The organism is Allobosea sp. 47.2.35 (assembly GCF_024655635.1).
GTDB lineage: Bacteria > Pseudomonadota > Alphaproteobacteria > Rhizobiales > Beijerinckiaceae > Allobosea.
This window is the reverse complement of record NZ_JANLGI010000002.1, coordinates 57,127-81,697: the sequence shown is the minus strand read 5'-3', so window position 1 is coordinate 81,697 and position 24,571 is coordinate 57,127. Positions and strand designations below refer to the sequence as shown.

The 24,571-nt window shown below is 66.1% G+C and carries 24 protein-coding genes; 15 read left to right on the top strand and 9 right to left on the bottom strand.

Annotated elements, in window-relative coordinates; all coding sequences use genetic code 11:
• Nucleotides 1-16: 16 nt before the first annotated feature.
• The 5 genes from NUV79_RS03015 to NUV79_RS02995 all read left to right on the top strand — a co-directional run bounded on the left by NUV79_RS03015 (nt 17) and on the right by NUV79_RS02995 (nt 4,123).
• Complete coding sequence (locus NUV79_RS03015) at nt 17-664, top strand: RraA family protein (protein ID WP_257731608.1); 648 nt, start codon at nt 17-19, stop codon at nt 662-664.
• 30 nt (nt 665-694) lie between these two features.
• Complete coding sequence (locus NUV79_RS03010; RefSeq protein ID WP_257731607.1) at nt 695-1,009, top strand: UxaA family hydrolase; 315 nt, start codon at nt 695-697, stop codon at nt 1,007-1,009.
• Nucleotides 1,006-2,205: a UxaA family hydrolase gene (locus tag NUV79_RS03005; protein WP_257731606.1), complete on the top strand. Its 1,200-nt coding sequence runs from the start codon at nt 1,006-1,008 to the stop codon at nt 2,203-2,205. Before NUV79_RS03010 ends, NUV79_RS03005 begins: the two co-directional genes overlap by 4 nt.
• A 236-nt stretch (nt 2,206-2,441) precedes the next feature.
• Complete coding sequence (locus NUV79_RS03000; protein ID WP_257731605.1) at nt 2,442-3,431, top strand: DUF2336 domain-containing protein; 990 nt, start codon at nt 2,442-2,444, stop codon at nt 3,429-3,431.
• Between the two features lie 92 nt (nt 3,432-3,523).
• The gene (locus tag NUV79_RS02995) at nt 3,524-4,123 is read left to right on the top strand and encodes an outer membrane protein (protein WP_257731604.1); all 600 of its coding nucleotides are present in this window, start codon (nt 3,524-3,526) and stop codon (nt 4,121-4,123) included.
• Between the two features lie 41 nt (nt 4,124-4,164).
• Here NUV79_RS02995 and parC read toward each other — a convergent pair whose 3' ends face one another.
• The 3 genes from parC to NUV79_RS02980 all read right to left on the bottom strand — a co-directional run bounded on the left by parC (nt 4,165) and on the right by NUV79_RS02980 (nt 7,725).
• Nucleotides 4,165-6,411: a DNA topoisomerase IV subunit A gene (gene parC, locus NUV79_RS02990; RefSeq protein ID WP_257731603.1), complete on the bottom strand. Its 2,247-nt coding sequence runs from the start codon at nt 6,409-6,411 to the stop codon at nt 4,165-4,167.
• 122 nt (nt 6,412-6,533) lie between these two features.
• The gene (recO, locus tag NUV79_RS02985) at nt 6,534-7,295 is read right to left on the bottom strand and encodes a DNA repair protein RecO (RefSeq protein ID WP_257731602.1); all 762 of its coding nucleotides are present in this window, start codon (nt 7,293-7,295) and stop codon (nt 6,534-6,536) included.
• A gap of 46 nt (nt 7,296-7,341) precedes the next feature.
• Nucleotides 7,342-7,725, bottom strand: a complete 384-nt coding sequence (locus NUV79_RS02980) for a tautomerase family protein (RefSeq protein WP_257731601.1) — start codon at nt 7,723-7,725, stop codon at nt 7,342-7,344.
• A 112-nt stretch (nt 7,726-7,837) separates the two neighbouring features.
• On the opposite strand from NUV79_RS02980, the gene NUV79_RS02975 reads away from it, so the two are divergent.
• Nucleotides 7,838-8,677 (top strand): LysR family transcriptional regulator, encoded by an 840-nt coding sequence (locus NUV79_RS02975; protein ID WP_257731600.1) that lies wholly within the window; start codon nt 7,838-7,840, stop codon nt 8,675-8,677.
• A gap of 52 nt (nt 8,678-8,729) precedes the next feature.
• On the opposite strand, the gene NUV79_RS02970 is transcribed toward NUV79_RS02975, so the two are convergent.
• The 3 genes from NUV79_RS02970 to NUV79_RS02960 all read right to left on the bottom strand — a co-directional run bounded on the left by NUV79_RS02970 (nt 8,730) and on the right by NUV79_RS02960 (nt 13,308).
• Complete coding sequence (locus NUV79_RS02970) at nt 8,730-10,940, bottom strand: RelA/SpoT family protein (RefSeq protein WP_257731974.1); 2,211 nt, start codon at nt 10,938-10,940, stop codon at nt 8,730-8,732.
• Between the two features lie 161 nt (nt 10,941-11,101).
• Nucleotides 11,102-11,491: a DNA-directed RNA polymerase subunit omega gene (gene rpoZ, locus NUV79_RS02965; protein ID WP_257731599.1), complete on the bottom strand. Its 390-nt coding sequence runs from the start codon at nt 11,489-11,491 to the stop codon at nt 11,102-11,104.
• 104 nt (nt 11,492-11,595) lie between these two features.
• The gene (locus tag NUV79_RS02960) at nt 11,596-13,308 is read right to left on the bottom strand and encodes an ATP-binding protein (RefSeq protein ID WP_257731598.1); all 1,713 of its coding nucleotides are present in this window, start codon (nt 13,306-13,308) and stop codon (nt 11,596-11,598) included.
• A 213-nt stretch (nt 13,309-13,521) separates the two neighbouring features.
• Between NUV79_RS02960 and NUV79_RS02955 the strand changes: the two genes are divergently transcribed.
• The gene (locus NUV79_RS02955; RefSeq protein ID WP_257731597.1) at nt 13,522-14,274 is read left to right on the top strand and encodes a pyridoxine 5'-phosphate synthase; all 753 of its coding nucleotides are present in this window, start codon (nt 13,522-13,524) and stop codon (nt 14,272-14,274) included.
• A 70-nt stretch (nt 14,275-14,344) separates the two neighbouring features.
• Nucleotides 14,345-14,746 (top strand): holo-ACP synthase, encoded by a 402-nt coding sequence (gene acpS, locus NUV79_RS02950; RefSeq protein ID WP_257731596.1) that lies wholly within the window; start codon nt 14,345-14,347, stop codon nt 14,744-14,746.
• A gap of 104 nt (nt 14,747-14,850) precedes the next feature.
• Here the strand turns inward: acpS and aqpZ are convergent, their stop codons facing one another.
• Nucleotides 14,851-15,564 (bottom strand): aquaporin Z, encoded by a 714-nt coding sequence (gene aqpZ / locus NUV79_RS02945; protein WP_257731595.1) that lies wholly within the window; start codon nt 15,562-15,564, stop codon nt 14,851-14,853.
• A gap of 230 nt (nt 15,565-15,794) precedes the next feature.
• Between aqpZ and lepB the strand changes: the two genes are divergently transcribed.
• From lepB to NUV79_RS02920, 5 genes are all read left to right on the top strand, one after another.
• Nucleotides 15,795-16,562, top strand: coding sequence for a signal peptidase I (lepB, locus tag NUV79_RS02940; protein WP_257731594.1), 768 nt, complete (start codon nt 15,795-15,797; stop codon nt 16,560-16,562).
• 5 nt (nt 16,563-16,567) lie between these two features.
• Entirely contained in the window at nt 16,568-17,290 is a 723-nt protein-coding gene (gene rnc / locus NUV79_RS02935) for a ribonuclease III (RefSeq protein ID WP_257731973.1), read from the top strand.
• Nucleotides 17,283-18,200, top strand: coding sequence for a GTPase Era (gene era / locus NUV79_RS02930; protein ID WP_257731593.1), 918 nt, complete (start codon nt 17,283-17,285; stop codon nt 18,198-18,200). Before rnc ends, era begins: the two co-directional genes overlap by 8 nt.
• A 17-nt stretch (nt 18,201-18,217) precedes the next feature.
• A complete protein-coding gene (locus NUV79_RS02925; protein WP_308218153.1) occupies nt 18,218-18,763 on the top strand; it encodes a sugar O-acetyltransferase in 546 nt (181 codons plus the stop codon).
• 139 nt (nt 18,764-18,902) lie between these two features.
• Nucleotides 18,903-19,532 carry a LabA-like NYN domain-containing protein gene (locus NUV79_RS02920; protein WP_257731591.1) on the top strand — a complete coding sequence of 210 codons (630 nt, stop codon included), beginning with the start codon at nt 18,903-18,905 and terminating at the stop codon, nt 19,530-19,532.
• A gap of 10 nt (nt 19,533-19,542) precedes the next feature.
• On the opposite strand, the gene smpB is transcribed toward NUV79_RS02920, so the two are convergent.
• Nucleotides 19,543-20,016: an SsrA-binding protein SmpB gene (gene smpB, locus NUV79_RS02915; protein ID WP_257731590.1), complete on the bottom strand. Its 474-nt coding sequence runs from the start codon at nt 20,014-20,016 to the stop codon at nt 19,543-19,545.
• Nucleotides 20,017-20,179: 163 nt separating this feature from the next.
• Nucleotides 20,180-21,073 carry a 4-hydroxy-tetrahydrodipicolinate synthase gene (gene dapA, locus NUV79_RS02910; RefSeq protein ID WP_257731589.1) on the bottom strand — a complete coding sequence of 298 codons (894 nt, stop codon included), beginning with the start codon at nt 21,071-21,073 and terminating at the stop codon, nt 20,180-20,182.
• Between the two features lie 168 nt (nt 21,074-21,241).
• On the opposite strand from dapA, the gene NUV79_RS02905 reads away from it, so the two are divergent.
• On the top strand, nt 21,242-23,317 hold the full coding sequence (locus NUV79_RS02905; RefSeq protein ID WP_257731588.1) for a lytic transglycosylase domain-containing protein: 2,076 nt from the start codon (nt 21,242-21,244) through the stop codon (nt 23,315-23,317).
• 90 nt (nt 23,318-23,407) lie between these two features.
• Nucleotides 23,408-24,562: an amidohydrolase gene (locus NUV79_RS02900; protein WP_257731587.1), complete on the top strand. Its 1,155-nt coding sequence runs from the start codon at nt 23,408-23,410 to the stop codon at nt 24,560-24,562.
• The last annotated feature ends 9 nt before the right edge of the window (nt 24,563-24,571 follow it).

The following is a 24,571-nucleotide window of genomic DNA, read 5'->3' as shown; positions in this document are numbered from 1 at the left end:
CCGATCCGGAGGAACGATGAGCCAGGAACTGACCGACAGGCTGGAGCGCTGCTATACCGGCATCATCCACGACACGATGCGGGCGATGGGCCTGACGGACTTCGTCCTGCCGCCGGAACTGCGCCCGCTCCTGCCCGGCCAGAAGTTGGCTGGCCCGGCCTTCACGGTCGAGGGCAAGACTGGCGAGTTCGACGCGCATGAGACGCTGCTGGGCTGGACCGGCCTGCTCTCGGCCGCCAAGCCCGGCCATGTCTGGGTCTGCCAACCCAATACCAACGAGATCGCGCTGATGGGCGAGCTCTCGGCCGAGACACTGAAGAACAAGGGCGTGCGGGGCTGCGTCATCGACGGGCTCTCGCGCGACACCGAATTCATGGTCGAGATGGGCTTCCAGGCCTATTTCAAGGCCTATACACCGCGCGACATCGTCGGCGCCTGGCTGCCCAAGGCGGTCGACGAGCCGATCAAGATCGGCGAGGTCTGGATCCGGCCGGGCGACTATATCCTCGCCGACCGCGACGGCGTCGTCCGCATCCCCGCCGAGATCATCGAGGAAGTCCTCGACAAGTCGGAGACCGCGATCTCGGCCGAGAACAAGGTCCGCACCGCGATCCTCGCCGGCACCGACCCGCAGCAGGCCTATCTCCAGTACGGCAAATTCTGACGCGATCCCTCCTTCGAAGGGCGGCTCACCATGACCCACGATCCGCGCCTCATCCTGCTCGATCCGCGCGACAACGTCCTCGTCGCGCGGGTTCGCCTCAAGGCCGGAGAGACGGTCGAGACCGGTTCCGGCCCGGCCATGCTCGACCGCGACATCGCGCTCGCCCACAAGGTCGCACGCCGTGCCATCGCCACCGGCGAGAAGATCCTGAAATACGGCGCGCCGATCGGCGTCGCGACCGAGGCGATTGCGCCCGCCGCGCATGTCCATGTCCACAACATGCGCAGCGACTACACGCCGACCTATCATCTCGAAGACGAACGCAAGGCGGGAGCCTCGGCATGAGCACGATGCGCGGCTATCTCCGGTCCGACGGCCGCAAGGGCATCCGCAATACCGTCGCGGTCGCCTATCTCGTCGAATGCGCCCACCATGTCGCACGCGAGATCGCCCTGCCCTGGCGCGAGGAAGGCGTCCACGCCATCGGCTTTCCCGGCTGCTACCCGAACCCCTATGCCGAGCGGATGATGGAGCAGCTCTGCACCCATCCCAATGTCGGCGCCGTGCTCTTAGTCTCGCTCGGCTGCGAGAGCTTCAACAAATACGCGCTGGAGCGGGCGGTGCGCGCCAGCGGGCGGCCGGTGAAGACGATCATCATCCAGGGCACGGGCGGCACCCGCGCCTCGATCCGCGAGGGCCGCGCCTGGGTCGAGGAGCAGCGCGCCCTGCTCGACGCGCAGGAGACGGTGCCGATGGCGGTCTCCGAACTCGTGGTCGGCACGGTCTGCGGCGGCTCGGACGGCACCTCCGGCATCACCGGCAATCCGGCAGCGGGACGAGCCTTCGACCAGCTCATCGCGGAAGGCGCCGCCTGCATCTTCGAGGAGACCGGCGAACTGATCGGCTGCGAGCACATCATGGCGGCGCGCGCGATCACGCCCGAGCTCGGCGCCGAGCTGGAGAAATCCGTGGCCAAGGCGGCCCACTATTATGCGACTCTGGGTTATGGCTCCTTCGCGGCCGGCAATGCCGAGGGCGGGCTCTCGACCATCGAGGAGAAATCGATGGGCGCCTATGCCAAATCCGGGGCCTCGCCGATCTCCGGCCTGATCAAGCCCGGCGACGTGCCGCCCCATGGCGGGCTCTATCTGCTCGACGTCGTGCCGGATGGCGAGGTGCGCTTCGGCTTCCCCAATATCAACGACAATGCCGAGATCGCGGAGCTGATCGCCTGCGGCGCGCATTGCGTGCTCTTCGTCACGGGACGCGGCTCGGTCGTCGGCTCGGCGATCTCGCCGGTGGTGAAGATCTGCGCCAATCCCGAGACCTATCGCCGGATGGCGGAGGATATGGATGTCGATGCCGGGCGCATCCTCGAAGGCCGCGCCGGGCTCGACGAGGTCGGCAGCGAAATCCGCGATCTTGTCGTCTCGCTCGGCCAGGGTGGCCGGACCAAGTCGGAAGAGCTCGGCCACCAGGAATTCATCCTGACCTACAAGAGCTTCGAGCCACTCGGGCCGGCCTGCCTCCCGGCTGCTTGAGCCGAAACCAGCGGAATCCGATAACGGATTTACAACCTTTGGTTGCATAATCTGCAAAACCTGCTGCCGAGAGCAGCAGGCCCACCACGGACCGAACAACGGGGCCTCGCGCCCCGTTGTTCGGAAAAGAGCGTTGTCGCCTTAAGAGTAAATCAAGCCGGACCTGCGCAGAGTGCCGCCACTGCTTTGTCGCGGGGGCCCTCATGCTGCGTAACCTGACCCGAATGCCGGCGGACATGTCGTCGGATTCGCGCCGGCAGCTTCTCAATGCCGTGACGGACCTCTTCCTGCTCGACCACGATCCGAACGAGGCCGCGAAGGAGCATTATGGCGAGATCGCAACCGTCTCGCTCGGCCATCTCGGCGACGAGGATCGCAAGGGCTATGCCGATCGCGTCGCCGCCGTGCCGACCCTGCCGCATAATGTCGCGGTCACGCTCGGCGGCGACAGCAATGCCGAGGTCGCGCGACTGGTGCTGTCGCTCTCCCCGGTCCTGACCGATACCGACCTCGCGGCCATCGCCGTCACCCAGTCGCAGCAGCATCTCGTCGCCATCGCCGAGCGCGCACGCCTGTCCGAGGGCGTCACCGACATCCTCGTCGAGCGCGGCGACCAGAAGGTGCTGCATACGGTCAGCGCCAATGAAGGCGCCGCCTTTTCCGATCGCGGCTTCGACCGGCTGCTCGAACGCGGCGAAGGCGATGCTGCCATCACCGGTGCGCTCGCCCGCCGCTCCGACCTTGCACCGAACCGTGCGCAGCGCGTGCTGCGGATCGTCGAGCAGTTCTCCGACGGCGGCAGCACCGCGCCCGCCACAGACGCGAATGTCTCGCTCGCCCGGCAGGCACGCCAGCAGCGGCTTGAGGTCAAGCTGCTGCTCTCCGACCTTGCCGCCAAGGTGCGCGAGCTCGACGACGTGCTGACCATGCTAGCCGACGAGGACCGCGCCTATCACCTCTCGCAGGTGCTCTCCGAGGTCGCCGGCATCTCGATCGAGCAGGCGCTGCGCGTGCTGATGCAACGCGATTCCAGCGGCATCGCCGTCGCCTGCCGCTCGCTCGGCATCGGGGCCACAGCGTTCCGCGCCATCCTGCAATTGCGGGCACGGCGGCTCTATTTTTCCTCGCGCGACGTCGACGACGATGTCGATGCCTATGCCAAGCTCGATCTCGCGACGGCGGAGCGGACGCTGCGCTTCCTCAAGCTCAGGACCAAGATCGCCTGAGCCGCGGCAACCAGCGCGCCACAAAACGGCGACATTCGCCTCGCTCCATGCTAGCTTCCGACGGGGCACGCTGTCGCGAGGACGCTTTCAACGTGAGATTTCCGCTTCTTTCCGCCGCGACGCTCGCCGCACTCCTGGGCGCGGTCGCGTCGGCGCAGGCGCAAGCGCTGCTGCCTCTATCCGGCTTCGCGCCGCTGCCGTCCTTCGCCTGGGATCAGCCGAGCCTGTCGCCACGCTGGGAGGGCTCCTATGCCCGGATCTCATCTGGCTTCCAGGTCACCAGCGGCAAGCATATGCGCACCAGCGCCGGCCCAACGATCGGGCTGGAGGCCGGGACGATGCGGCGCGAGGGCAATTTCGTCTACGGCATCGCCGGCGCGATCGACTACATGCCGGCCGTCGGCGGCTATGGCTATCCGAGCTTCGGCAATGTCGCCTATACGCGCGACTTCGCCGGTGCCTTCAAGGTCAAGGCCGGCGTGTTGGTGACGCCGGACGTGCTGCTCTACACGACGGTGGGCATGAGCGCGGCCAACGAAACCTGGCGCTTCGGCGCGAGCGACTTCTCCTCGCCCTTCAGCCGCAGCAGCATCGCCGTGCGCCCCGAGGCGCGGGCCGGGGTGCTCTGGGCCGTCACCGACAAGATCACCATGGGGCTGGAAGTCGGCGTCGTCGGGCACGCACTCCGCTGAGGCTTCGCTTCCCGACGCTCACATAAGTCTCTGACCTAATATCACCCGCCGAAGGTGTTGCTCTTCGGGAAGCCCTTGGGCGGCAGGCGGCCGGCCTCGGCGCGATGGCCGAGCCATTCCAGCAGATCGGCCTGTGTCACCGTCCAGGTCCGGCCGGACGTGTCGAGCCAGGTCAGGCCGTCAGCGAGGTTGAAGGTCCTGGCATCGGAGAGGCCCCCATCCTTGTAGCGCTGCAGGCGCACGCCCTTGCCGCGGCCCATCTCCGCCACTTCCGAGATCGGGAAGCAGAGCAGCTTGCGGTTCTCGCCGATGATCGCGACATGGTCGCCATCGGCCGGCACGGCCAGCACGGCGACATGCGTGCCGTCGACATTGAGCACCTGCCGGCCCTTACGCGTGTTGGCGACGACATCGTCGGCGGGAGCCACGAAGCCCCTGCCCTCGCTCGACACCATCAGCAGTTTCGTGCCCGGCTTGTAGGGGAAGGCGGAGACGATCTCGGCCGTCTCCTCCAGCTCGATCATCAGGCGGATCGGATCGCCGAAGCCGCGCCCGCCGGGCAGCTTGGACGCATCCAGCGTGAAGACCTTGCCGTTCGAAGCCAGCACCAGCACCTTCGCCGTGGTCTCGGTGAAGAAGGCCGTCTGGAGCGCGTCATCGCCCTTGAACGAGAAGCTCGACTTGTCCTGGACATGGCCCTTCAGCGCCCTGATCCAGCCCTTCTTCGAGATCACCACCGTAATCGGCTCGCGCTCGACCATGGCCTGGGTCAGGTCGATATCGGCAGTCTCGGGCATATCGGCGAAATCGGTGCGGCGCTTGCCGATCGCGGTTTCCGGGCCGAAGGTCTTCTTCACCTGCCGGATATCCCAGGCGATCGTCTTCCACTGCGTCGCCTCGGAGCCGAGCAGCGTCTCGATCTGCTCCTTCTCCTTGGTCAGTTCGTCGAGCTCGGTCTTGAGCTGCATCTCCTCGAGCTTGCGGAGCGCCCGCAAGCGCGTGTCGAGGATCGCGTTGGCCTGGATCTCGGTGAGTTCGAAGACCTTCATCAGCTCGATCTTCGGCTCGTCCTCCTCGCGGATGATTTTGATCACCCGGTCGAGGTCGAGATAGACGATCAGCAGGCCGCGCAGGATCTCGAGGCGCTTGTCGATCTGGCCGAGGCGGAAGCGGGAACGTCGCTGCAGGACCTCGCGGCGATGGTCGAGCCAGGCGCGGAGCGCCTCGGCGAGGCCGAGCACGCGCGGCACCAGCCCGCCGGTCAGCACGTTCATGTTCATGGAGATGCGCGCTTCCAGCTCGGAGAGCCGGAAGAGCGATTCCATCATCAGGTTGGGATCGACATTGCGGGCGCGGGGCTCGATGACGATGCGGATGTCCTCGGCCGACTCGTCACGCAGGTCTGCGACCAGCGGCAGCTTCTTGTCGTTGAGCAGCTCGGCGATCTTCTCGATCAGCCGGCCCTTCGAGACCATGTAGGGGATCTCGGTGACGACGACCTGCCAGGCGCCGCGTTCGAGATCCTCCTTCACCCAACGCGCGCGGGTGCGGAAGGCGCCGCGGCCGGTGCGATAGGTCTCCGCCATCGAGGCGCGGCTCTCGACGATGATGCCGCCGGTCGGGAAATCCGGGCCGGGCACGAAGGTCATGAGCTGCTCGGAGGAGGTCTCCGGGTGCTGGATCAGGTAGAGCGCGGCGTCGCAGAGCTCGGCGGCATTGTGCGGCGGGATCGAGGTCGCCATGCCGACCGCGATGCCCTGCGAGCCGTTGGCGAGAAGGTTCGGGAAGGCGGCGGGGAGCACGACCGGCTCCTCGTCCTCGCCATTATAGGTCTCGCGGAAATCGACCGCGTCCTCGTCGATGCCGTCGAGGAGGAGGCGCGCGACCTCGGTCATGCGCGCTTCGGTATAGCGGTAGGCGGCGGCGTTATCGCCGTCGATATTGCCGAAATTGCCCTGCCCGTCGACGAGCGGATAGCGCTGGGCGAAATCCTGCGCGAGGCGCACCAGCGCGTCATAGACCGACTGGTCACCGTGCGGGTGGAACTTGCCGATGACGTCACCGACGATGCGGGCGCATTTCTTGTGGACCTGGCCGGGGTCGAGCCGGAGCAGCCGCATGGCGTGCAGGATGCGGCGGTGAACCGGCTTCAGGCCGTCGCGCGCATCCGGCAGGGCGCGGTGCATGATGGTGGAGAGCGCATAGGCGAGATAGCGCTCTTCGAGCGCTGATTTCAGGTCGATGCGCTCGGCCTCTTCTTCCGGCGGCGGATCGACCGGTTTGCCCATGCTGCGTCAGCCCTCGTGCTGTCAAGAATTCGCGCCTGCTCTATGGCACGTCGCGAATCAGCCCGCCAGAACAATGCAGGTACGAAGACCCCGGCGCAAACGCAGGAGACGCCTTTTCGCGCTTAGGCGGTGGATGATTCGCCAGGCGGCGCATTCGCCGCGGCCCGTGTCGCCATTTCGACCAGTCGCGCCCGCTCCGGCGGCTCGCGCAGGCCGCGCGGATCGAAGATATGGCGGCGCAGGAAGAAGCCGGTCAGGGCGAAGCCCGAGAGGATATCGGCCGGCGACGGGCGCCGCCCGCCCTGCCCTTCGACAAGGAACGAAGGCAGCTTCAGCAGGCGGTCGAGATAGGGCTGAGCTGCCCGCCGGCTGACCGCCTTGCCGGATTTCGGCGAGACATGGCTGAGATCATCGGGCGAATCAGTGACGGCGCAACGCGCGAGGTCGAGCCCAAAGCCCAGTTCCGTCAGCATGGCCAATTCGAAGCGGATGATCAGGGCTGGCGCCATCTCGGCCTCGTCGAGATGGGCGACGAGAACGGAGAGGCCTTCATAAAGGCCGGGATGCGGATCGCGCTCCGGCAGCAAGCGCAGCAGGCCGGCGATCGTGCCGAGTCCATAGAGCGCGACCGGCGCGGCGATCAGGCGCGCGGCATGGGAGGTCAGCAGTTCGACCTTGTATTCGCCGAGATGCTCGTCGAGCCGGGCGCGCCAGGTCAGCGAGACGCTGTTCCCGGGCTGGAGCGAGGCCTGCGCCTTGGACGAGCGCCCGCCCCTGACAAGGCCGAGATGGCGGCCGTGCTCGCGCGTCATCGCCTCCAGGATCACGGCGCTTTCGCCATGAGCCTTGAGGCCAATGATCGTGCCCTCGTCGGTCCATTCCATGAGGACAGGATTTAGGGCAGGAGCAGCCAGGAGGGAACTGCGCGCCTCACGCCACGTATTGTGCGATGCCGCCGCCGAAGGACCAGTCCTCGCGCTTGACCTCGACGAGGTTGATGAAGATGTCGTCCGGCTTCAGGCCGGGCTCCTTCGTGAGATTCTCGACGATCGCGGCGTAGAGGTTCTTCTTCTGTGTGACGCCGCGCGTATTGGCGACGGTGAGCTGGATGATCACCAGCCTGTCGCTGCGGTTGAAGCCGAAGTAGTTGGCGTCAAAGACGAACTCGTCGGCATCGTGCTGGTGGACGACGGCGAAGAGATCCTTCTCCGGCACTTCGAAGGTCTCGCGCAGCGCCTTGTAGACGCCGTCGATGATGGCTGCAGGCTCGGAGGCCGGGCGGCCACGGCGCATGGAAATCCTGATCAGGGGCATGGTCTGTCTCCGTATCGAGGCGCAACCGCGCCTTTCGAAGGAGACCATAGATCGTTCGCATTAATCTGAAAATCGTATCCATGATGATATCAATGATACGGTATCATGATGTATGAACACTCTCGACATCGACGCCGTCGCCTCCTTCCTGCGCGCGGCCGAGTTGAAAAGCTTCACCCGTGCCGCCGAGGCGCTCGGCACGACCCAATCGCTGGTCAGTACGCGCGTGAAGCGGCTGGAAGAGGGGCTCGGGCGCCTGCTGCTGCAGCGCCATCCCCGGCTCGTTCGGTTGACGGCAGAGGGCGAGCGCTTCCTGCCGGCAGCCCGCGACCTGCTGGCGGCCCACGGCAAGGCGCTCGCAGCCTTCGCGGTGACGCCGGAGCATATCGCGGTCGGCATCAGCGAACAGGCTGTCGGCGCCGAAGTCCCCGCCGTGCTGGCGCGGCTGACAGCGCATGACCCCGGGATCGTCATCAATCTCAGGATCGAGCCGTCGCGGATGCTGGAAGAGGCGTTCGAGCGCGGCGAGCTCGACGTCGTGATCGTGCGCCGGCTTGCGGCGGGGCGGACGGGGGAAGTCCTGCGCGACGACGCGGTCGGCTGGTACGCAGCGCCGGATCTCGTGCGGCAGGCCGATGTGCCCGTGCCGCTGGTCAGTCTCGTCGCCGAGTGCCGTTTGCGCCGGCACAGCATGGACACACTCGATCGCGCCGGCATCGCCTGGCGCGAAGCCTTCGTCGGCGGCGGGATGGCGGCGGTCGCGGCCGCCGTGCAGGTCGGGCTCGGCGTCTCACCGCTCGCGGCGCGGATCGCGCCGGCAGGCACGGTCGATGTCGGGCCGGCATGGGGGCTGCCATCGCTCGGCGGATCGCAGGTCGTGCTCAGGAGCAATGTCCCGACGCCGCGCGCGGGCGCGTTCGTCCGCGAGCTGGCGGCGGCGTTCCGGGGATAAGGCTTGCGGAGAATGCTCGGGTTGGCCCGAGCATCCTATCGGAGACCGCGCCCTACCCGACCACCCGCTCGACGCGGCTGATCACCCGCTTCTCGCGCAGTTCGCTGATGATGGCCGAGAGATGCTTCAGGTCCCAGACCGTGAGGTCGATGGTGACGTCGGTGAAGTCCTGGTTCGGCCGGTTCATCGAGACGGAATCGATGTTGCCGTCATGCTCCGCGATGGTCGTGGTGATCTGGGCGAGCGAACCGGGCTCGTTGATCGATTTCAGGGCGATGCGCGCCGGGAAGCGCTGCGGCGCCTTGTCGTCGAGGTCCCAGCGGACATCGAGCCAGCGGTCCGGCTCGTTGTCGAAGGCGGCGAGCGCCGGCGACTGGATCGGGTAGATCGTCACCCCCTCGCCCGGCGTCAGGATGCCGACGATGCGATCGCCCGGCACCGCTCCGCCATGCGGCGCGAAACGGACCGGCAAGTCGCCGCCGAGGCCACGGATCGGGATCGCCGTATCAGGCTCCTCGCCCGGCAGCTTGAACTTGAGGTTTTCGCCTTGGCGCAGTTCGAACCAGCCCTTGCCGTTGGCGGCCGCGGCCGGTTTTCCATCGGACGAGCCACGCTTCTCCGGCTCGAGATCCGGGTAGACCGCCTTGACCACGTCGCCGGAATACATCTCGCCACGTCCAACCGCCGCGAGCACGTCGTCGACGGTGTTGCGGGCGAGGCGCTTCAGCGCGGCCTTGAGCTTGTCATCGGAGAAGGCGCGCTCGGCGCGCGAGAAGGCGCGTTCGAGGATCTGGCGGCCGAGGCCGGCATATTGGCGGCGCACCGCGGCACGCGTGGCGCGGCGGATGGCGGCGCGAGCCTTGCCGGTGACGACGAGCGATTCCCAGGCGGCGGGCGGCGCCTGCCCGTCGGCGCGGGTGATCTCGACCTCGTCGCCGTTCTGCAATTCGGTCAGGAGCGGCGCGATGCGGCCGTTGATCTTGGCGCCGACCGCACTGTTGCCGACATCGGTATGGACGGCATAGGCGAAATCGATCGGCGTCGCGCCGCGCGGCAGGGCGATGAGCCGCCCCTTCGGCGTGAAGCAGAAGACCTGATCGTGGAAGAGCTCGAGCTTGGTGTGCTCGAGGAACTCTTCCGGGCTGTCGCCCTCGGCCAGAAGGTCGACGGTGCGGCGCAGCCATTGATAGGCCCGGCTCTCGTCAGCGAGACCGATCGGTTCGCCCGCGCGGCCATCCTTGTAATGGGCGTGGGCGGCGATGCCGTATTCGGCGATGCGGTCCATGTTGTCGGTGCGAATCTGCAGTTCGACGCGACTATGGCCGGGGCCGACGACGGTCGTATGGATCGAGCGGTAGTCGTTCTGCTTCGGCGTCGAGATGTAGTCCTTGTAGCGGCCCGGCACCATCGGCCAGGTCATGTGGACGATGCCGAGCACCCGGTAGCAATCCTCCGGCCTCTCGACGATCACACGGAAGCCGAAGATATCGGAGAGCTGCTCGAACGAGACGGATTTCCGCTCCATCTTCTTCCAGATCGAGTAAGGGCGCTTGCGCCGCCCGAAGACCTCGGCCTGGATGCCGCTGGCAGCGAGCTTGCCCTTCAGGTCCTCCTCGATCTCGCCGATGACCTTGCCCTCGCGCGCGGTCACCTCCTCCAGCCGCTTGGTCACGGTGGCATGGGCCTCGGGCTTGATATGGCGGAAGGAGAGCTCCTCCAGCTCTTCGCGGAGTTCCTGCATGCCCATGCGGCCGGCGAGCGGCGCATAGATCTCGATCGTCTCCTCGGCGATGCGCAGGCGCTTCTCCGGCGGGACGAAATGCAGGGTTCGCATGTTGTGCAGGCGGTCGGCGAGCTTTACCAGCAGCACGCGGATATCGTCGGCGATGGCGAGCAGCAGCTTGCGGAAATTCTCGCCCTGCGCCGCCTTCTTCGAGACGAGGTCGAGCTTCTTGATCTTGGTGAGACCATCGACGAGCCGGCGGATATCCGGCCCGAACATGCTCTCGATCTCTTCCAGCGTCGCAGCCGTATCCTCGACCGTGTCGTGCAGGACGGCGGCGACGATGGTGGCATCGTCGAGCTTGAGATCGGTCAGGATCGCCGCAACTTCGAGCGGATGCGCGAAGAAAGGATCGCCGGAGGCGCGCTTCTGCGTGCCGTGTGCACGCATGGCATAGACATAGGCCCGGTTGAGCAGGTCCTCGTCGGTATTCGGATTATAGCTCCTGACCCGGTCAACGAGCTCATATTGCCGCATCATGCCCATGCGGGCCCCAACCTCATCCTGCAATCATTGCAACACATTATTATTTGCACAGGCATTGGCGGCAGCAAGGCGTTTTCCGGGTGGCGGGCATGAAAAAGCCCGGCACTGCCGGGCTTTAACTGGAAACAGTGAACAATCGATTCACGCGACGGGAATCAGTCCTCGTCGTCGGCGCTCTCGGTCGGCGGCACGAGGCCGTCGAGGCCGCGCAGGAGGTCTTCTTCGCTCATGCGGTCAAACTGGACTTCGCTGTCCGAGGTCGCGGCGCTGGTAGGGCTGGCGAGCAGCGGAACGGTCTCCTGCTCCGGCTCGTCGACCTCGACATGCTTCTGCAGCGAGTGGATCAGGTCTTCCTTGAGATCCTCAGGCTTGAGCTTCTCGTCGGCGATCTCGCGCAGCGCGACGACGGGGTTCTTGTCGTTGTCGCGGGGGACGAGGATCGACGAGCCCGACTGGATCATCCGCGCGCGATGGCTGGCGAGCAGCACCAGCTCGAAGCGGTTCTCGACCTTGTCGATGCAGTCTTCAACGGTAACGCGAGCCATGGCCGGCTTCTTCCGATCTCAGCGATGCAGGGAAATGGATTGAGCACGGCCTTACAGGCAAAGCCAGCGCGATGCAAGAAATTCACGCCCCGCTGCGTGGCGCTTCAGGCGCGCATGCGTCGCACCATGTCGTCCAGCGTCGGCTCCAGCCGGGTCGCGCCCTCACCACCCCGCGCACCCATCGCGGGCAATTCATGCGGCTTGAGCTCGGCGAAGCGCATCCGCATCGTCGTGGCGACGCCCTCGCCGAAGGCAATCGCCTCACGATTGCCGATCGAGGACAGGAAATTGATCGTGCTGGCGGAGGCGTCCGAGATCGCCGAGCGGATGATCTGCTGGTCGCGCTCGTTGGCCAGCCGCATCGCGAAGACGGTCGAGCATTGCGACAGGATCGTCGGGTCGAGTTCGCCCGGGCGCTGCGTCACGATGCCAAGATAGGCCCCGTATTTGCGGCCTTCCTTGGCGATACGGGCGAGCGCCTGCCGCGTCGGCACGAAGCCGAGCGAGGTGTCGGAGGGCACATAGCGATGCGCTTCCTCGCAGAGCACGAGGATCTCGCAGGCACCCTGGCTCGCGGTAGCAAGGTCGAAAGCCAGGCGCGACAGCACCGAGGCCACCGCGTTGACGACCTCACCCGGCAACCCGCCGAGCTGGAAGGCGGTGATCGGACGGCCATGCATCGGAATGCGGAAGACCTGGGCCAGGATCGGCGCAACGGTCTCGTACATGTTGGCCCGGCCGAACATGAAGCGATAACGCGGATCGGCATGCAGCGATTCCAGCCGCACCTTGAGCGAGCGCAGAGCGGCACGAGGCCAGCGCTGCTCGTGCAGGCCGATCATCTCGTCGATGACGGCGAAGGCGTCCTTGAGGCGATAGGGCGTGGCCGCATCGACGCCCCCCGTCTGCGGCGCCTCGGCCGGTGGACGCGAAGTGCCGAGATCGAGCGGACGCTTCAGCAGGCTGGAACCGAGATCGCGCGCCAGTTCCTGCCCGTTGGCGGGCATGCGGTAGCGCGCCCGCGCGCCCGCCACGACCTCGCGCAGGATGTCCGGCTCGTCGTCGAGAACGGCCCGCCCCCGGAACACGACCTCAGCGAACTCCTCCTGCTTGAACATCCAGAAGGGCAGATCGAGGCTCTCGCCGTCGATGGTGAGGGCGAGATCGGGAAAGGCGCTGGAATACTCGTTATGCGGATCGAGGATGAGCACGCGCAGGCGCGGGCGCACGGAGACGGCGCGGCGCAAGAGCAACGAAACGGCGCTCGACTTGCCGACGCCAGTGGTCCCGACCAGGGCGAAATGGCGCGACAGCATGTCCTGGATGCTGACGGTCGCGGGAATGCTGGTATCCTGCGTGACATGGCCGATCTCGACGCCGGAACGGTCACCGAGGTCATGGACCAGCGCGAGGTCGCCGGCGCGGATGCGATGGGCGACCGCGCCGATCGGCGGAAAGGTGCTGATGCCGCTCTGGAAACGCGTGCGGCCTTCAGGGCTTTCCAGCACTTCGCCGAGGAACTCGACCTCGACCTGGATCGGGTTCTCCTCCGCCTCGCTCCAAGCGGGTTCGACGGCATGCAGCTTGTAGACCAGCGCGACGATGCGGCTCGATCCCAGATTGATCGAGACCATGCGGCCGATGGCCCAGGCGTCTCCCGCCAGCCAGCTCCCGGTCGAGACCGCGCTGAGAATCGTGGCGCGAGAGCCGTCGCATGCAATGACGCGACCCAGCGCGCGCTCGGGCGGCTGGTTGCCGTCACGCCTGTCCGGCGTGACATCGGTATGGAAGGCCGCGTTCTTCAGTGGAAGTTGCATGAGATCAACTGAACTCTGCCATGACGTATCTCGACTCTACAGAGCGTCGGTTACGATTACCTTCACAACGAGCCGCCATTCCGCTTTATCGTTTCGTAAAGGTTCCCCGCGCGGCCATACCGATCACATTTCGTGAGCCCGGCATCACAATCCCTGCATTGAGCCGGTGCGTCGCTTTCGTCTAAGCAGGACTCAAAGAAACAAGGGGGATGCATGATGGCCGATCGGCTGCGCCTGGGCGTCAATATCGACCATGTCGCCACGGTGCGAAACGCGCGCGGCGGTGCCCTGCCCGATCCGGTGCGTGCGGCCCATCTCGCCGTCGCCGCTGGTGCCGACGGCATCACGGCGCATCTGCGCGAGGACCGGCGCCATATCCGCGACGCCGACATGGAGCGCCTCGCGGCCGAACTGACCAAGCCGCTCAATTTCGAAATGGGCGCAACCGAAGAGATGATCGCTCTGGCGGAACGGCTGAAGCCGCACGCGGCCTGCCTCGTGCCGGAAAAGCGCGAGGAGCGCACCACCGAGGGTGGGCTCGATGTCGTCGGGCAGGAAGCCCATCTCACGCCCGCCATCGCGCGGCTCAAGGCGGCCGGCTGCCGCGTCTCGCTGTTCATCGAGCCGGACGAAGCCCCGATCGCGATGTCGGCCAAGCTCGGTGCGCCGGTCATCGAGCTGCATACCGGCAGCTGGTGCCATGCCGTCATTGATGGTCATGCAGCGAAGGCCGAGGCGGAATTCCAGCGGCTGGCGAATGGCGCGGCGCTTGGCGCGAAGCTCGGGCTGGAGGTCCATGCGGGGCACGGGCTCGACTACGACACGGCGCGCACGCTCGCCCGCGTGCCGGCCTTCGTCGAGTTCAATATCGGCCATTTCCTGATCGGCGAAGCGATCTTCATCGGCCTCGAAGAGGCGATCCGCCGGATGCGGCAGGCGATGGACGAAGGCCGCGCAGGACGCTGAACGCCCGGTCAGCAGCCTTGCCTGCCCTAAGGCGGTTCCTGTCGGGCGCAAAGCGCGCTACATCGCGGGGATGATCCTCGGCATCGGCTCCGACCTCTGCGACATCCGCCGGATCGAGCGCTCGCTCGGGCGCTTCGGCGAGCGCTTCACGCATCGCGTCTTCACGGAAGGCGAGCGGGTGAAATCGGACCGCCGCGCGACCCGCGCCGCTTCTTACGCCCGCCGCTTCGCTGCCAAGGAGGCCTGCTCGAAGGCACTGGGAACCGGCATGAGCCATGGCGTGTTCTGGCGCGACATGGAGGTGGTCAACCTGCCGGGTGGACGCCCGACCATGCGCCTCACCGGCGGCGCGGCCGAGCGCTTGAAAGCCATGACGCCAGCAGGCCATGAGGCCTTCGTTCATGTCTCGCTGACGGACGATCCGCCTTTGGCGCAAGCCTTCGTGGTGATCGAGGCGCGGCCGGTCGCCTGAACCGACCCTCTCTTCAAGCAGAAACCGCCGCCATTCCGGAGCACCGCTTGGCGATGCGCCGGAACGACGGCGGCTTTCGAGACGCTTCTACCTGGTCGATCGGCTCAGCGTCCGGTGACCTGGCCTTCCGGCTCGTCGCTCAACCAGCGATAGATCACGCCGCCGAGCACGCCGCCGATCAGCGGAGCCACCCAGAACAGCCAGAGCTGCTGGAGAGCCCAGCCACCGACGAAGAGCGCCGGGCCGGTGCTGCGGGCCGGGTTCACCGAGGTGTTCGTCACCGGGATGCTGACGAGATGGATGAGGGCGAGACCGAGGCCGATCGCCAACGGCGCGAAGCCGGCTGGCGCTTTGCCATGGGTCGAGCCCATGATGATGAACAGGAACATCATGGTCATCACGACTTCCATCAGGAAGGCCGAGACGAGGCTGTATTTGCCGGGCGAATGCTCGGCATAGCCGTTAGAGGCAAAGCCGCCGGCGAGATCGAAGCCCGGCGCGCCGCGCGCGATGAGATAGAGGACGCCCGCCCCGACGATCGCGCCGATCACCTGCGCGACGATATAGGGGACGACCTGCCCGGCCGGAAAGCGCCCGCCGGCCGCGAGGCCGACCGTCACCGCCGGATTGAGATGGCAGCCCGAGATATGGCCGATAGCATAGGCCATCGTCACGACCGTCAGGCCGAAGGCCAGCGACACGCCGAGCAACCCGATACCGACATTCGGAAATCCCGCGGCGATGACCGCGCTGCCGCAACCCGCAAAGGTCAACCAGAACGTGCCGATGGCTTCGGCGGCTAATTTCTTCGTGCTCATGAGTGATTCCCCCAGTGTCGCGCGACTGTGATGCTGTTGACGAAAATGAAGGCCGTCAATCTGCAGCACGGACGTAAACTACCCCAATCCTGCCATTTTCCCGCTCTGGATTTGCATTTGACATCCTTTCGCCATCCACTGGCGCCCTGTCCCTCGCTGCTCTTGCGCGTTGTCGCAGGCGCGATAGTCAGCTAGACCGCGCGCTGGATCGCAGCCTCAGGAGCGCCCGCGTGGCCAACGACGTCGACAGCAAAAGCAAGGTGGCCAAGGAAGAAGGTGGCATTCTCGAGACGATCAAGGTCGTCGTCCAGGCGCTGCTGATCGCGCTGGTCATCCGCACCCTGCTGTTCCAGCCCTTCAACATTCCCTCAGGCTCGCTGATCCCGACGCTGCTGATCGGCGATTACCTGTTCGTGTCGAAATACACCTACGGCTACTCCAAGCACTCGATCCCGTTCAGCCCGCCGCTGTTCTCAGGGAGGGTCTGGGCAGCCGAGCCCAAGCGCGGCGACATCGCCGTGTTCAAGCTGCCGAGCGACAATTCGACCGACTACATCAAGCGTGTCATCGGCCTGCCGGGCGACCGCATCCAGATGATCGACGGCATCCTGCACATCAACAACCAGCCGGTGAAGCGCGAGCGCATCGCCGATTACGTGACCGCCGACAACTGGGGCCGTAGCGTGCCCACGATCCAGTATCGCGAGACGCTGCCCAATGGCGTCAGCCACCAGATCATCGAGCGCGAGGGCGATACCGGCACTTTCGACAACACCCAGGTCTTCATCGTTCCGCCCGGCCATTTCTTCATGATGGGCGACAACCGCGACAACTCGCTCGACTCGCGCGACCGCAGCGTCGGCCCCGTGCCGTTCGAGAATTTCGTCGGCCGCGCCGAGATCATCTTCTTCTCGATCGAGGATGGCGCCTCGGCCTGGAAGATATGGGAATGGCCCTACACGGTTCGCTGGAACCGTCTGTTCAGCACCATCAAGTGAGCAAGGTGGGCGACGGCGGGCGCAAGGCCCCGGACACCGCGCGGCTCGAAGCCGCGCTCGGGCATCGCTTCGCGGACAAGAGCCTGCTTGCCACGGCGCTGACCCATATGAGCGCCGAGGAATCTCGCCTCGCCAGCTACCAGCGCCTCGAGTTCCTCGGGGACCGCGTGCTCGGCCTTTCGGTCGCCGAGTTGCTGTTCCGGCAGTTTCCGCAGTCGGAGGAAGGCAATCTCTCGCGCCGGCTCGCCGATCTCGTCCGCAAGGAGACCTGCGCCGAGGTGGCTCTCGGATGGAATCTCGGCCAGTTCATGCGGCTCGGCGAAGGCGAAATCCTCGGCGGCGCCCGCAAGAACAAGGCGATTCTGGCCGATGCCTGCGAGGCGATCATCGGCGCGGTGTTCATCGACGGCGGCTACGAGGCGGCGCGGGCGCTGGTCGAGCGCGCCTTCGGCGAGCGCATGCTGAAGCCGGTCCGGCCCTTGCGCGACGCCAAGACCGCGCTGCAGGAATGGGCGCAAGGCAAGGGCTACCAGACGCCGACCTATAGCGAGCGCGGCCGCTCCGGCCCCGACCACGCGCCGGTCTTCGTCGTCGCCGCCAAGATCATCGGGCTCGCCGACGCCGAGGCGCGCGGCCCCTCCAAGCGGCTGGCCGAGCAGGCCGCGGCCGAAACGTTCCTGAGGCGCGAAGGCCTGTGGAACGACAACCCGGAAGGCGATAATGTCTGAATCCGATCAAGCCACGCGCTGCGGCTTCGTCGCGCTGATCGGCGCGCCGAATGCCGGCAAGTCGACGCTGCTGAACCAGCTCGTCGGCGCCAAGATTTCGATCGTCTCGCGCAAGGTGCAGACGACGCGCACGCAGGTGCGCGGAATCGCGCTCTCCGGCACGGCGCAGATCATCTTCGTCGACACGCCCGGCATCTTCGCGCCCAAGCGCCGGCTCGACCGGGCGATGGTGACGAGCGCCTGGGGCGGCGCCACCGATGCCGATCTGATCGGCGTTCTCGTCGATGTCGCGCGCTTCGACCATGAAGAGAATACGGCGCTGTTCGAGAAGCTCGCCGAGCTGAAGCAGCCGAAATTCCTGATCCTCAACAAGATCGACACCGTGCCGAAGGAGAAGCTGCTCGAAATCACCGCCAAGGTGAACGAGCGCGGCAGCTTCGAGACGACCTTCATGGTGGCGGCGCTGACCGGCTACGGCGTCAAGGACATCCTGGCCTGGCTTGAGAAGCGTCTGCCGCTCGGCCCCTGGCTCTATCCGGAGGATCAGATCTCCGACGCGCCCTTGCGCTTCCTCGCCGCCGAGATCACGCGCGAGAAGATGTTCGAGCGGCTGCATGACGAACTGCCCTACCGCTCCACGGTCGAGACCGAGAGCTGGCAGCAGAAGCCGGACGGCTCGGTGCGCATCGAGCAGACGATCTATGTCGAGCGCGAGGGCCAGCGGAAGATCGTGCTCGGCGAAGGCGGCCAGACGATCAAGGCGATCGGCCAGAAGGCGCGCGTCGAGATCGCGGAGGCCGCCGAGGCCAAGGTCCACCTCTTCCTGTTCGTGAAGGTGCGCGAGAACTGGAGCGACGATCCGGAGCGCTATCGCGAGATGGGGCTGGAGTTCCCCAAGGGCAAAGGCTGAGCAACGCAGCGAACGTGATGCGAAGCGAGAAGGACAAGATGCTGGCCGGCGAGCTCTATCGCGCCGACAGCCCGGAGCTCATCGCCGACAACCGCCGCATCAGCGCCTGGATGGAGCGCTTCAACGCGACCGGCGTGGCACCGGAAGCGCGGCTGCCGCTCATGCAGGAGGCCTTCGGCCATGTCGGGCGTGATGTCCTCATCCGCCCGCCCTTCCATTGCGACTACGGCTACAACATCAGCCTCGGCGACGGCGTCTTCCTGAACTTCAATTGCATCATCCTCGACGTCGTCGCGGTGACGATCGGCGATGGCACGCAGATCGGCCCGGGGGTCCAGATTCTGACGGCGGATCATCCGCGCGATCCCGAGCAACGCCGGCAGATGCTGGAATTCGGACGCCCGGTCGCGATCGGCCGCAATGTCTGGATCGGCGGCGGCGCGATCATCCTGCCGGGCGTTACCATTGGCGACGATGCCATTATCGGCGCGGGCAGCGTGGTCACGCGCGACGTGCCTGCCGGCGCTACGGCCGTCGGCAACCCGGCGCGCCTGCGGCCCTGACGTAACGGAAAATTGAGCTGCGTCAGTGTGCCACGGCCCACCCTTGTAACTTGTCAAATTTCAGTCGCGAAACGACATTGTTAGAACGCGTTTTGTTTCCATTTTGATGCCTTAAGATATTTCAGCAGGAGTGATTGCCATGAGCGCCGTACCGCGCATCGCGCTGTTCATAGATGGCGCCAATCTCTACGCCACTTCGAAGCAACTCGGCTTCGACATGGACTACCGGCGCCTGCTGCGCGAGTTTCAGGGGCGGGGCAACCTGATCCGCGCCTTCTATTTCACCACATTGGTGGAAAGCGAGGAGTACTCCTCTATCCGGCCGCTGGTCGATTGGCTCGACTACAACGGCTACCGCGTCATCACCAAGGCGGCGAAGGAGTTCACCGACGCCACCGGCCGGCGCCGTATCAAGGGCAACATGGATATCGAGCTGGCGATCGAGATGCTCGAACTCGCGCCGCATCTCGACCAGATCTACCTGTTCTCGGGTGACGGCGATTTCCGGCCGCTGGTCGAGGCGGTGCAGCGCAAGGGCGTCAAGGTCTCGGTGGTCTCGACGATCTCGACCAACCCGCCGATGGTCTCGGACGAGCTGCGCCGCCAATGCGACGAGTTCGTCGATCTCGCCCAGCTCATGCAGAAGATCGGCCGCGACCCAGCCGAGCGCGCCAGCCGCAGTGGCATGGGCGCACCAGCCGCGCCCGGCAACCCGTCGCTGGAACGGCGCTACGGCATCCGCCAGGGCGACGAGCCCGCCGAGGGGTAGGCCTGCAGCCCTACCCGCCCGTCTTAAGCAGGCGCTGCTTGTCGCGGTTCCAGTCGCGCTCTTTCTCGGTCTCGCGCTTGTCGTGGAGCTTCTTGCCCTTGCCGAGGCCGAGCTCGACCTTTGCCCTGCCCCTGTCGTTGAAGTAGACCTTGAGCGGTATGAGGGCCATGCCCTCGCGCTGGACCGCGCCCATCAGCTTGTTGATCTCACGCCTGTGAAGCAGGAGCTTCCGCGGCCGGCGAACCTCGTGATTGAAGCGGTTCGCCTCCAGATATTCCGGAATATAGGCGTTGAACAGAAAGAGTTCCGTCCCCATCGGGCCGGCATAGCTCTCTCCGATCGTCGCCTTGCCGCCGCGCAGCGACTTGATCTCGGTCCCCTGCAAGGCGATGCCCGCCTCCACGGTTTCCTTGATCTCGTAATTGAAGCGCGCCTTGCGGTTATCCGCTGCCAGGCGATAGCGCTCCGGATCAGGTTTCTTCATGCGGTTCCGCTGAATCCATCTTGTATGGCCGACGCTGCAAAAGCTCGAGAAACCGATTCGGAATCGGCGCCCAAGCCTCTGAAAAGGCTGACCTCATCATGTTTCCGCTCACCGCGATCGGCAAGCGAATGATCGCGCCTGGCGGCGCGGTCACCACTCTTACTTAGGCATTCAACAGCCCGGCGAAAACCATGGCCTCGCGGATCACCTTGCCCGTCGCCGGGGTCACCGGCATCAGCGGCAGACGGACCTCCTCCTCGATGCGGCCGAGCAGCGTCAAACCGTGCTTGGCGCCGGCGAGGCCGGGCTCCTTGAAGATCGCGTCATGGAGCGGCACCAGCCGGTCCTGCACCTTCAGCGCGCCGGCATAATCACCCTTCTGGACGGCCTCCATCAGGTCGGCGCAGAGGCGCGGCGCGACGTTGGCGACGACCGAAATGCAGCCATGACCGCCGGCCGCCATATAGGCGAGCGCGGTCATGTCCTCGCCCGAGAGCTGGATGAAGTCCGGCCCCATGGCATGGCGCTGCTGCGAGACGCGCGCGAGATTGGCGGTCGCATCCTTCACGCCGGCGATGTTCTTGAGCTCGTAGAGCCGCGCCATCGTCTCGACCGACATGTCCACCACGGAGCGCGGCGGGATGTTGTAGATGATGATCGGAATGCCGATCGCATCGTTCACCGCCTTGAAGTGCTGGTACATGCCTTCCTGGGTCGGCTTGTTGTAATAGGGCGTGACCACGAGCACGGCATCGGCGCCGGCCTTCTCGGCATGGACGGCGAGATCGACTGCCTCGATCGTGTTGTTCGAGCCGGCGCCGGCAATGACCGGGACGCGGCCCTTGTTCTGGTCGATGACGATCTCGACGACGCGCTTATGCTCGTCATGCGACAGCGTCGGGCTCTCGCCGGTGGTGCCGACGGGCACGAGCCCGGTCGAGCCATTCTCGATCTGCCAATCGACCAGCGCGCGCAGCGCCTGCTCGTCGACCTTGCCGGATTTGAACGGCGTGACCAGAGCGGGCATCGAGCCGGTGAAGGCAATGTGCTTGGTCATGGGACGATCCTGGGACGAAAACGCGGGTTACGGGGCCGCCACACATAAACCGTCGTCTCGCCAAGGCAAAGCCGGCAAGTCATGAAAATGCGTGGCCTCATAGTTAAGCCTTCATAAACGGCCTTCCCCGACCATCGACAGATGTCCGCACGAGCCAGGAGCCGCGCCATGGCCTCGCCTGCCGCCGCGAGGAGACTGATCTGCCTGCTGCTGCCCGTCCTGCTGTCTGCGTCATCGACGCGGGCAGGTGATGACGGCATGCTCGCAACCCAGCGCAAGCTCGCCATGCTCGGCGATGTCGAGGCCACGGGCGCGCTGCCCTACCCCGCCAATGCGCTGCGGGGTGAAGACACCGTCAATGTCGAGGCCGTGAAGGCGGCCGTCGCCGCCTATCGCCGCGGCGCGCTCACGGAGGGCGACGATCTCGCGGCGCGGATCGACGATCGCTCCGCGCGCTCGCTGCTCGAATGGGTGGCGATCCACGCCAATGCCGGCACCGTTTCCTTCCTGCGCATCGACGCCTTCCTGCGCGAGCACCCGAACTATCCGGCCACGACCCGTTTTCGACGCCGCGCCGAAGAGGCGCTGATCGCCGAGAAGAAGAGCCCCGCGATCGTCCGCGCCTTCTTCCATGGCCAGCAGCCGGTCTCGCCGGCCGGGCGGATCGCGCTGGCGATCGCGCTCAAGGAGGAAGGCAAGGCCGAGCAGGCCAACGCCCTCATCCGCCAGAGCTGGCGCAAGGACCCGTTCGGGCAGGCGCTCGAAAAGATCGCGTTCGGCGCCTTCGAGACGGTGCTGAGCAAGGACGATCATCGCCTCCGGGCCGAGCGCTTCCTGTTCCGCGAGAATGGCGAGGCCGCCCTGCGCAATGCCGCGCGCGTCTCGGCCGATTATGTCGTGCTGGCCAAGGCACGGCTTGCGAGCGCCAAGGCGCGCCGGCCGATCTCCGAGAAGCTGATCACGGCCGTGCCGGCCTCGGTGCGCGGCGATGTCTCCTTCGCCTTCCTGCAAGCCCAGCAGGCGCGCCGCAGCGACAAGCTTGACGATGCCGTGAAGGCGCTGACCGCGATCCCGCGCGATCCCGCCTTGCTTGGCGACGGCGATGGCTGGTGGGAGGAGCGGCGCATCATTGCCCGTAAGCTCCTCGATGCCGGCCAGCCGCAGAAGGCCTACGAGGTCTCGTCCGGCCATGGCGCCGAGGATGCGGCCGAGCGGATCGAGGCCGAATGGCATGCCGGCTTCGTCGCACTACGCTTCCTCAGGAAGCCGGATGTCGCGCTCAAGCACTTTGACGCGGCGGCTGGCATCGCCGAGACGCCGATCTCGGTCGCGCGCGCCGCCTATTGGCAGGGCCGCGCCTATGAGGAGCTCGGCAAGGCCGAGGAGGCCAGGGCCGCCTTCGGCAAGGCGGCGGAACAGCCGATCGCCTATTACGGGCAACTGGCGCGGGCGAAGCTCGGCTTCCCGGATCTGCCGCTGCGGCGCACGGTCGCCGCCGGGCTCGAGACGCTGCCGGGCCACCGCGCCGTGCGCCTGCTCTACCGCATCGGCGAGCGCGACCTCGCCACGTTGATGCTGAACGATCTGGCGCAGCGCCTGCATACGACCGAGGCGCTCGAGGCAATCGCCGCCATCGCCCGGCGCGAGACCGATGCGCGCGCGCAGGTCGGCATCGGCAAGGCGGCGCTGCAACGCGGCTTCCCGCTCGACATGACGGCCTATCCGGTCAACGGCATCCCGGAATTCGACGTGCTCGGCGACCCGATGGAGCGCGCCATCGTCCATGCCATCGCGAGGCAGGAGAGCGCCTTCGACCCGACAGCAATGTCGCATGCCGGCGCGCGTGGGCTGATGCAGATGATGCCGGCGACGGCCCGCGAGACGGCGCGGCGCGCGAGCCTGCCCTTCGACTGGGACAAGCTCGGGAAAGACCCGCTCTACGCGGCGCGGATGGGCGCGGCCCATCTCAACGACCTGCTGAAGGAGTGGCGCGGCTCCTATATCCTGACCTTCGCGGCCTATAATGCCGGCTCGCCCAATGTGAAGAAATGGATCGCGGCTTATGGCGACCCGCGCGATCCGGAAGTCGACGCCGTCGACTGGGTCGAACGCATCCCGTTCTCCGAGACCCGCAATTACGTCCAGCGCGTGATGGAGAACCTGCAGGTCTATCGCGAGCGCCTGAACCAGCGCACGGCCTATCTGATCGATTACGACCTGAAGCGCGGCGGCAAGCGGGACTGAGGGTTCTCAGCCCCGCCAGCAACGATCTTCCCTGCTGATTGCAATATTTGAAACTTTCAATTACCTCTGCCGGGCAGCGGAGGAATTTCGATGCTGCAGGACATTGCCGATTTCGCGCCCACGCTTGAGGCTTGGCGCCGCGACCTTCACGCCCATCCCGAAATCGCCTTCCAGGAATTCCGAACCTCGGATTTCGTCGCCAGGACGCTCGCCTCCTTCGGCATCGAGGTGCATCGCGGGCTTGGCGGCACCGGGCTTGTCGGAGTCGTCAAGGGCGCCGCTGAAGGGCCGACCATCGGCCTGCGCGCCGACATGGACGCGCTGCCGATGGAGGAGGATGCCGGGCTCGACTACCGCTCGACCACGAAGAACCAGTTCCATGGCTGCGGCCATGACGGCCACACCGTGATGCTCCTCGCCGCGGCGCGCCATCTCGCCGCCAATCCGCCCAAGCGCGGCAAGGTGCATCTGATCTTCCAGCCAGCCGAAGAGATCGGTCAGGGCGCCGAGCGGATGATCGCGGACGGGCTGTTCGAGCGCTTCCCCTGCTCGGAGGTCTACGCGCTCCACACCATCCCGCTCTATGAGGAGGGCACCGCCGCGGTACGGCCCGGCCCGACGCTGAGCGGCACGACCGTGTTCGAGATCACGATCAAGGGCAAGGGCGGCCACGGCGCGGCGCCCCATACAACCGACGACCCGCTGCAGGTCGCGGCGCGGCTTGCGATCGAGATCTCTTCCATCGTCGGCCGCCATGTCGATCCGATGCAGCCGGCCGTGATCAGCCTCGGCAAGCTCGTCGCCGGCACCGCCTCGAACATCATCCCGGATTCGGCCGAGCTCAGCGGCACGATCCGCACCTACAATCCCGAGACCGAGGCCCGCATCATCGACAAGCTCGATGCCGCCTGCCGGGGCTTCGCGATGATGTCGAACTGCACGATCACCTGCACGAAGAAGGCGAGTTGCCCGCCCTGTCTCAACGATCCCCGCGCTGCTGCTGCTGCGGCCACAGCGGCAGGGCAGGTTCTCGGCGAAGCCAATGTGCAGACCGATCTGAAGCCCCTGCCCTTCTCCGACGATTTCGCGCTGATGCTGCGGCAATGGCCGGGCGCCTATATCTTCCTCGGCCAGCCCGGCGCGATGTGCCACCATCCCACCTTCGATTTCGACGACCGCCTGCTGCCCATCGGCGCCAGCATCCTGTGCCGCCTCGTCGAGCGCCAGACCGGAGCCAACGCATGACCGCCGCCG

Bases quoted from the DNA above. Each gene is read 5' to 3' on its own strand.
- NUV79_RS03015 (WP_257731608.1), top strand. From the start codon at position 17: ATGAGCCAGGAACTGACCGACAGGCTGGAGCGCTGCTATACCGGCATC.
- NUV79_RS03010 (WP_257731607.1), top strand. From the start codon at position 695: ATGACCCACGATCCGCGCCTCATCCTGCTCGATCCGCGCGACAACGTC.
- NUV79_RS03005 (WP_257731606.1), top strand. From the start codon at position 1,006: ATGAGCACGATGCGCGGCTATCTCCGGTCCGACGGCCGCAAGGGCATC.
- NUV79_RS03000 (WP_257731605.1), top strand. From the start codon at position 2,442: ATGTCGTCGGATTCGCGCCGGCAGCTTCTCAATGCCGTGACGGACCTC.
- parC (WP_257731603.1), bottom strand. From the start codon at position 6,411: ATGGGCAAACCGGTCGATCCGCCGCCGGAAGAAGAGGCCGAGCGCATC.
- recO (WP_257731602.1), bottom strand. From the start codon at position 7,295: ATGGAATGGACCGACGAGGGCACGATCATTGGCCTCAAGGCTCATGGC.
- NUV79_RS02980 (WP_257731601.1), bottom strand. From the start codon at position 7,725: ATGCCCCTGATCAGGATTTCCATGCGCCGTGGCCGCCCGGCCTCCGAG.
- NUV79_RS02975 (WP_257731600.1), top strand. From the start codon at position 7,838: ATGAACACTCTCGACATCGACGCCGTCGCCTCCTTCCTGCGCGCGGCC.
- NUV79_RS02970 (WP_257731974.1), bottom strand. From the start codon at position 10,940: ATGATGCGGCAATATGAGCTCGTTGACCGGGTCAGGAGCTATAATCCG.
- rpoZ (WP_257731599.1), bottom strand. From the start codon at position 11,491: ATGGCTCGCGTTACCGTTGAAGACTGCATCGACAAGGTCGAGAACCGC.
- NUV79_RS02960 (WP_257731598.1), bottom strand. From the start codon at position 13,308: ATGCAACTTCCACTGAAGAACGCGGCCTTCCATACCGATGTCACGCCG.
- NUV79_RS02955 (WP_257731597.1), top strand. From the start codon at position 13,522: ATGATGGCCGATCGGCTGCGCCTGGGCGTCAATATCGACCATGTCGCC.
- acpS (WP_257731596.1), top strand. From the start codon at position 14,345: ATGATCCTCGGCATCGGCTCCGACCTCTGCGACATCCGCCGGATCGAG.
- aqpZ (WP_257731595.1), bottom strand. From the start codon at position 15,564: ATGAGCACGAAGAAATTAGCCGCCGAAGCCATCGGCACGTTCTGGTTG.
- era (WP_257731593.1), top strand. From the start codon at position 17,283: ATGTCTGAATCCGATCAAGCCACGCGCTGCGGCTTCGTCGCGCTGATC.
- NUV79_RS02925 (WP_308218153.1), top strand. From the start codon at position 18,218: ATGCGAAGCGAGAAGGACAAGATGCTGGCCGGCGAGCTCTATCGCGCC.
- NUV79_RS02920 (WP_257731591.1), top strand. From the start codon at position 18,903: ATGAGCGCCGTACCGCGCATCGCGCTGTTCATAGATGGCGCCAATCTC.
- smpB (WP_257731590.1), bottom strand. From the start codon at position 20,016: ATGAAGAAACCTGATCCGGAGCGCTATCGCCTGGCAGCGGATAACCGC.
- dapA (WP_257731589.1), bottom strand. From the start codon at position 21,073: ATGACCAAGCACATTGCCTTCACCGGCTCGATGCCCGCTCTGGTCACG.
- NUV79_RS02905 (WP_257731588.1), top strand. From the start codon at position 21,242: ATGGCCTCGCCTGCCGCCGCGAGGAGACTGATCTGCCTGCTGCTGCCC.
- NUV79_RS02900 (WP_257731587.1), top strand. From the start codon at position 23,408: ATGCTGCAGGACATTGCCGATTTCGCGCCCACGCTTGAGGCTTGGCGC.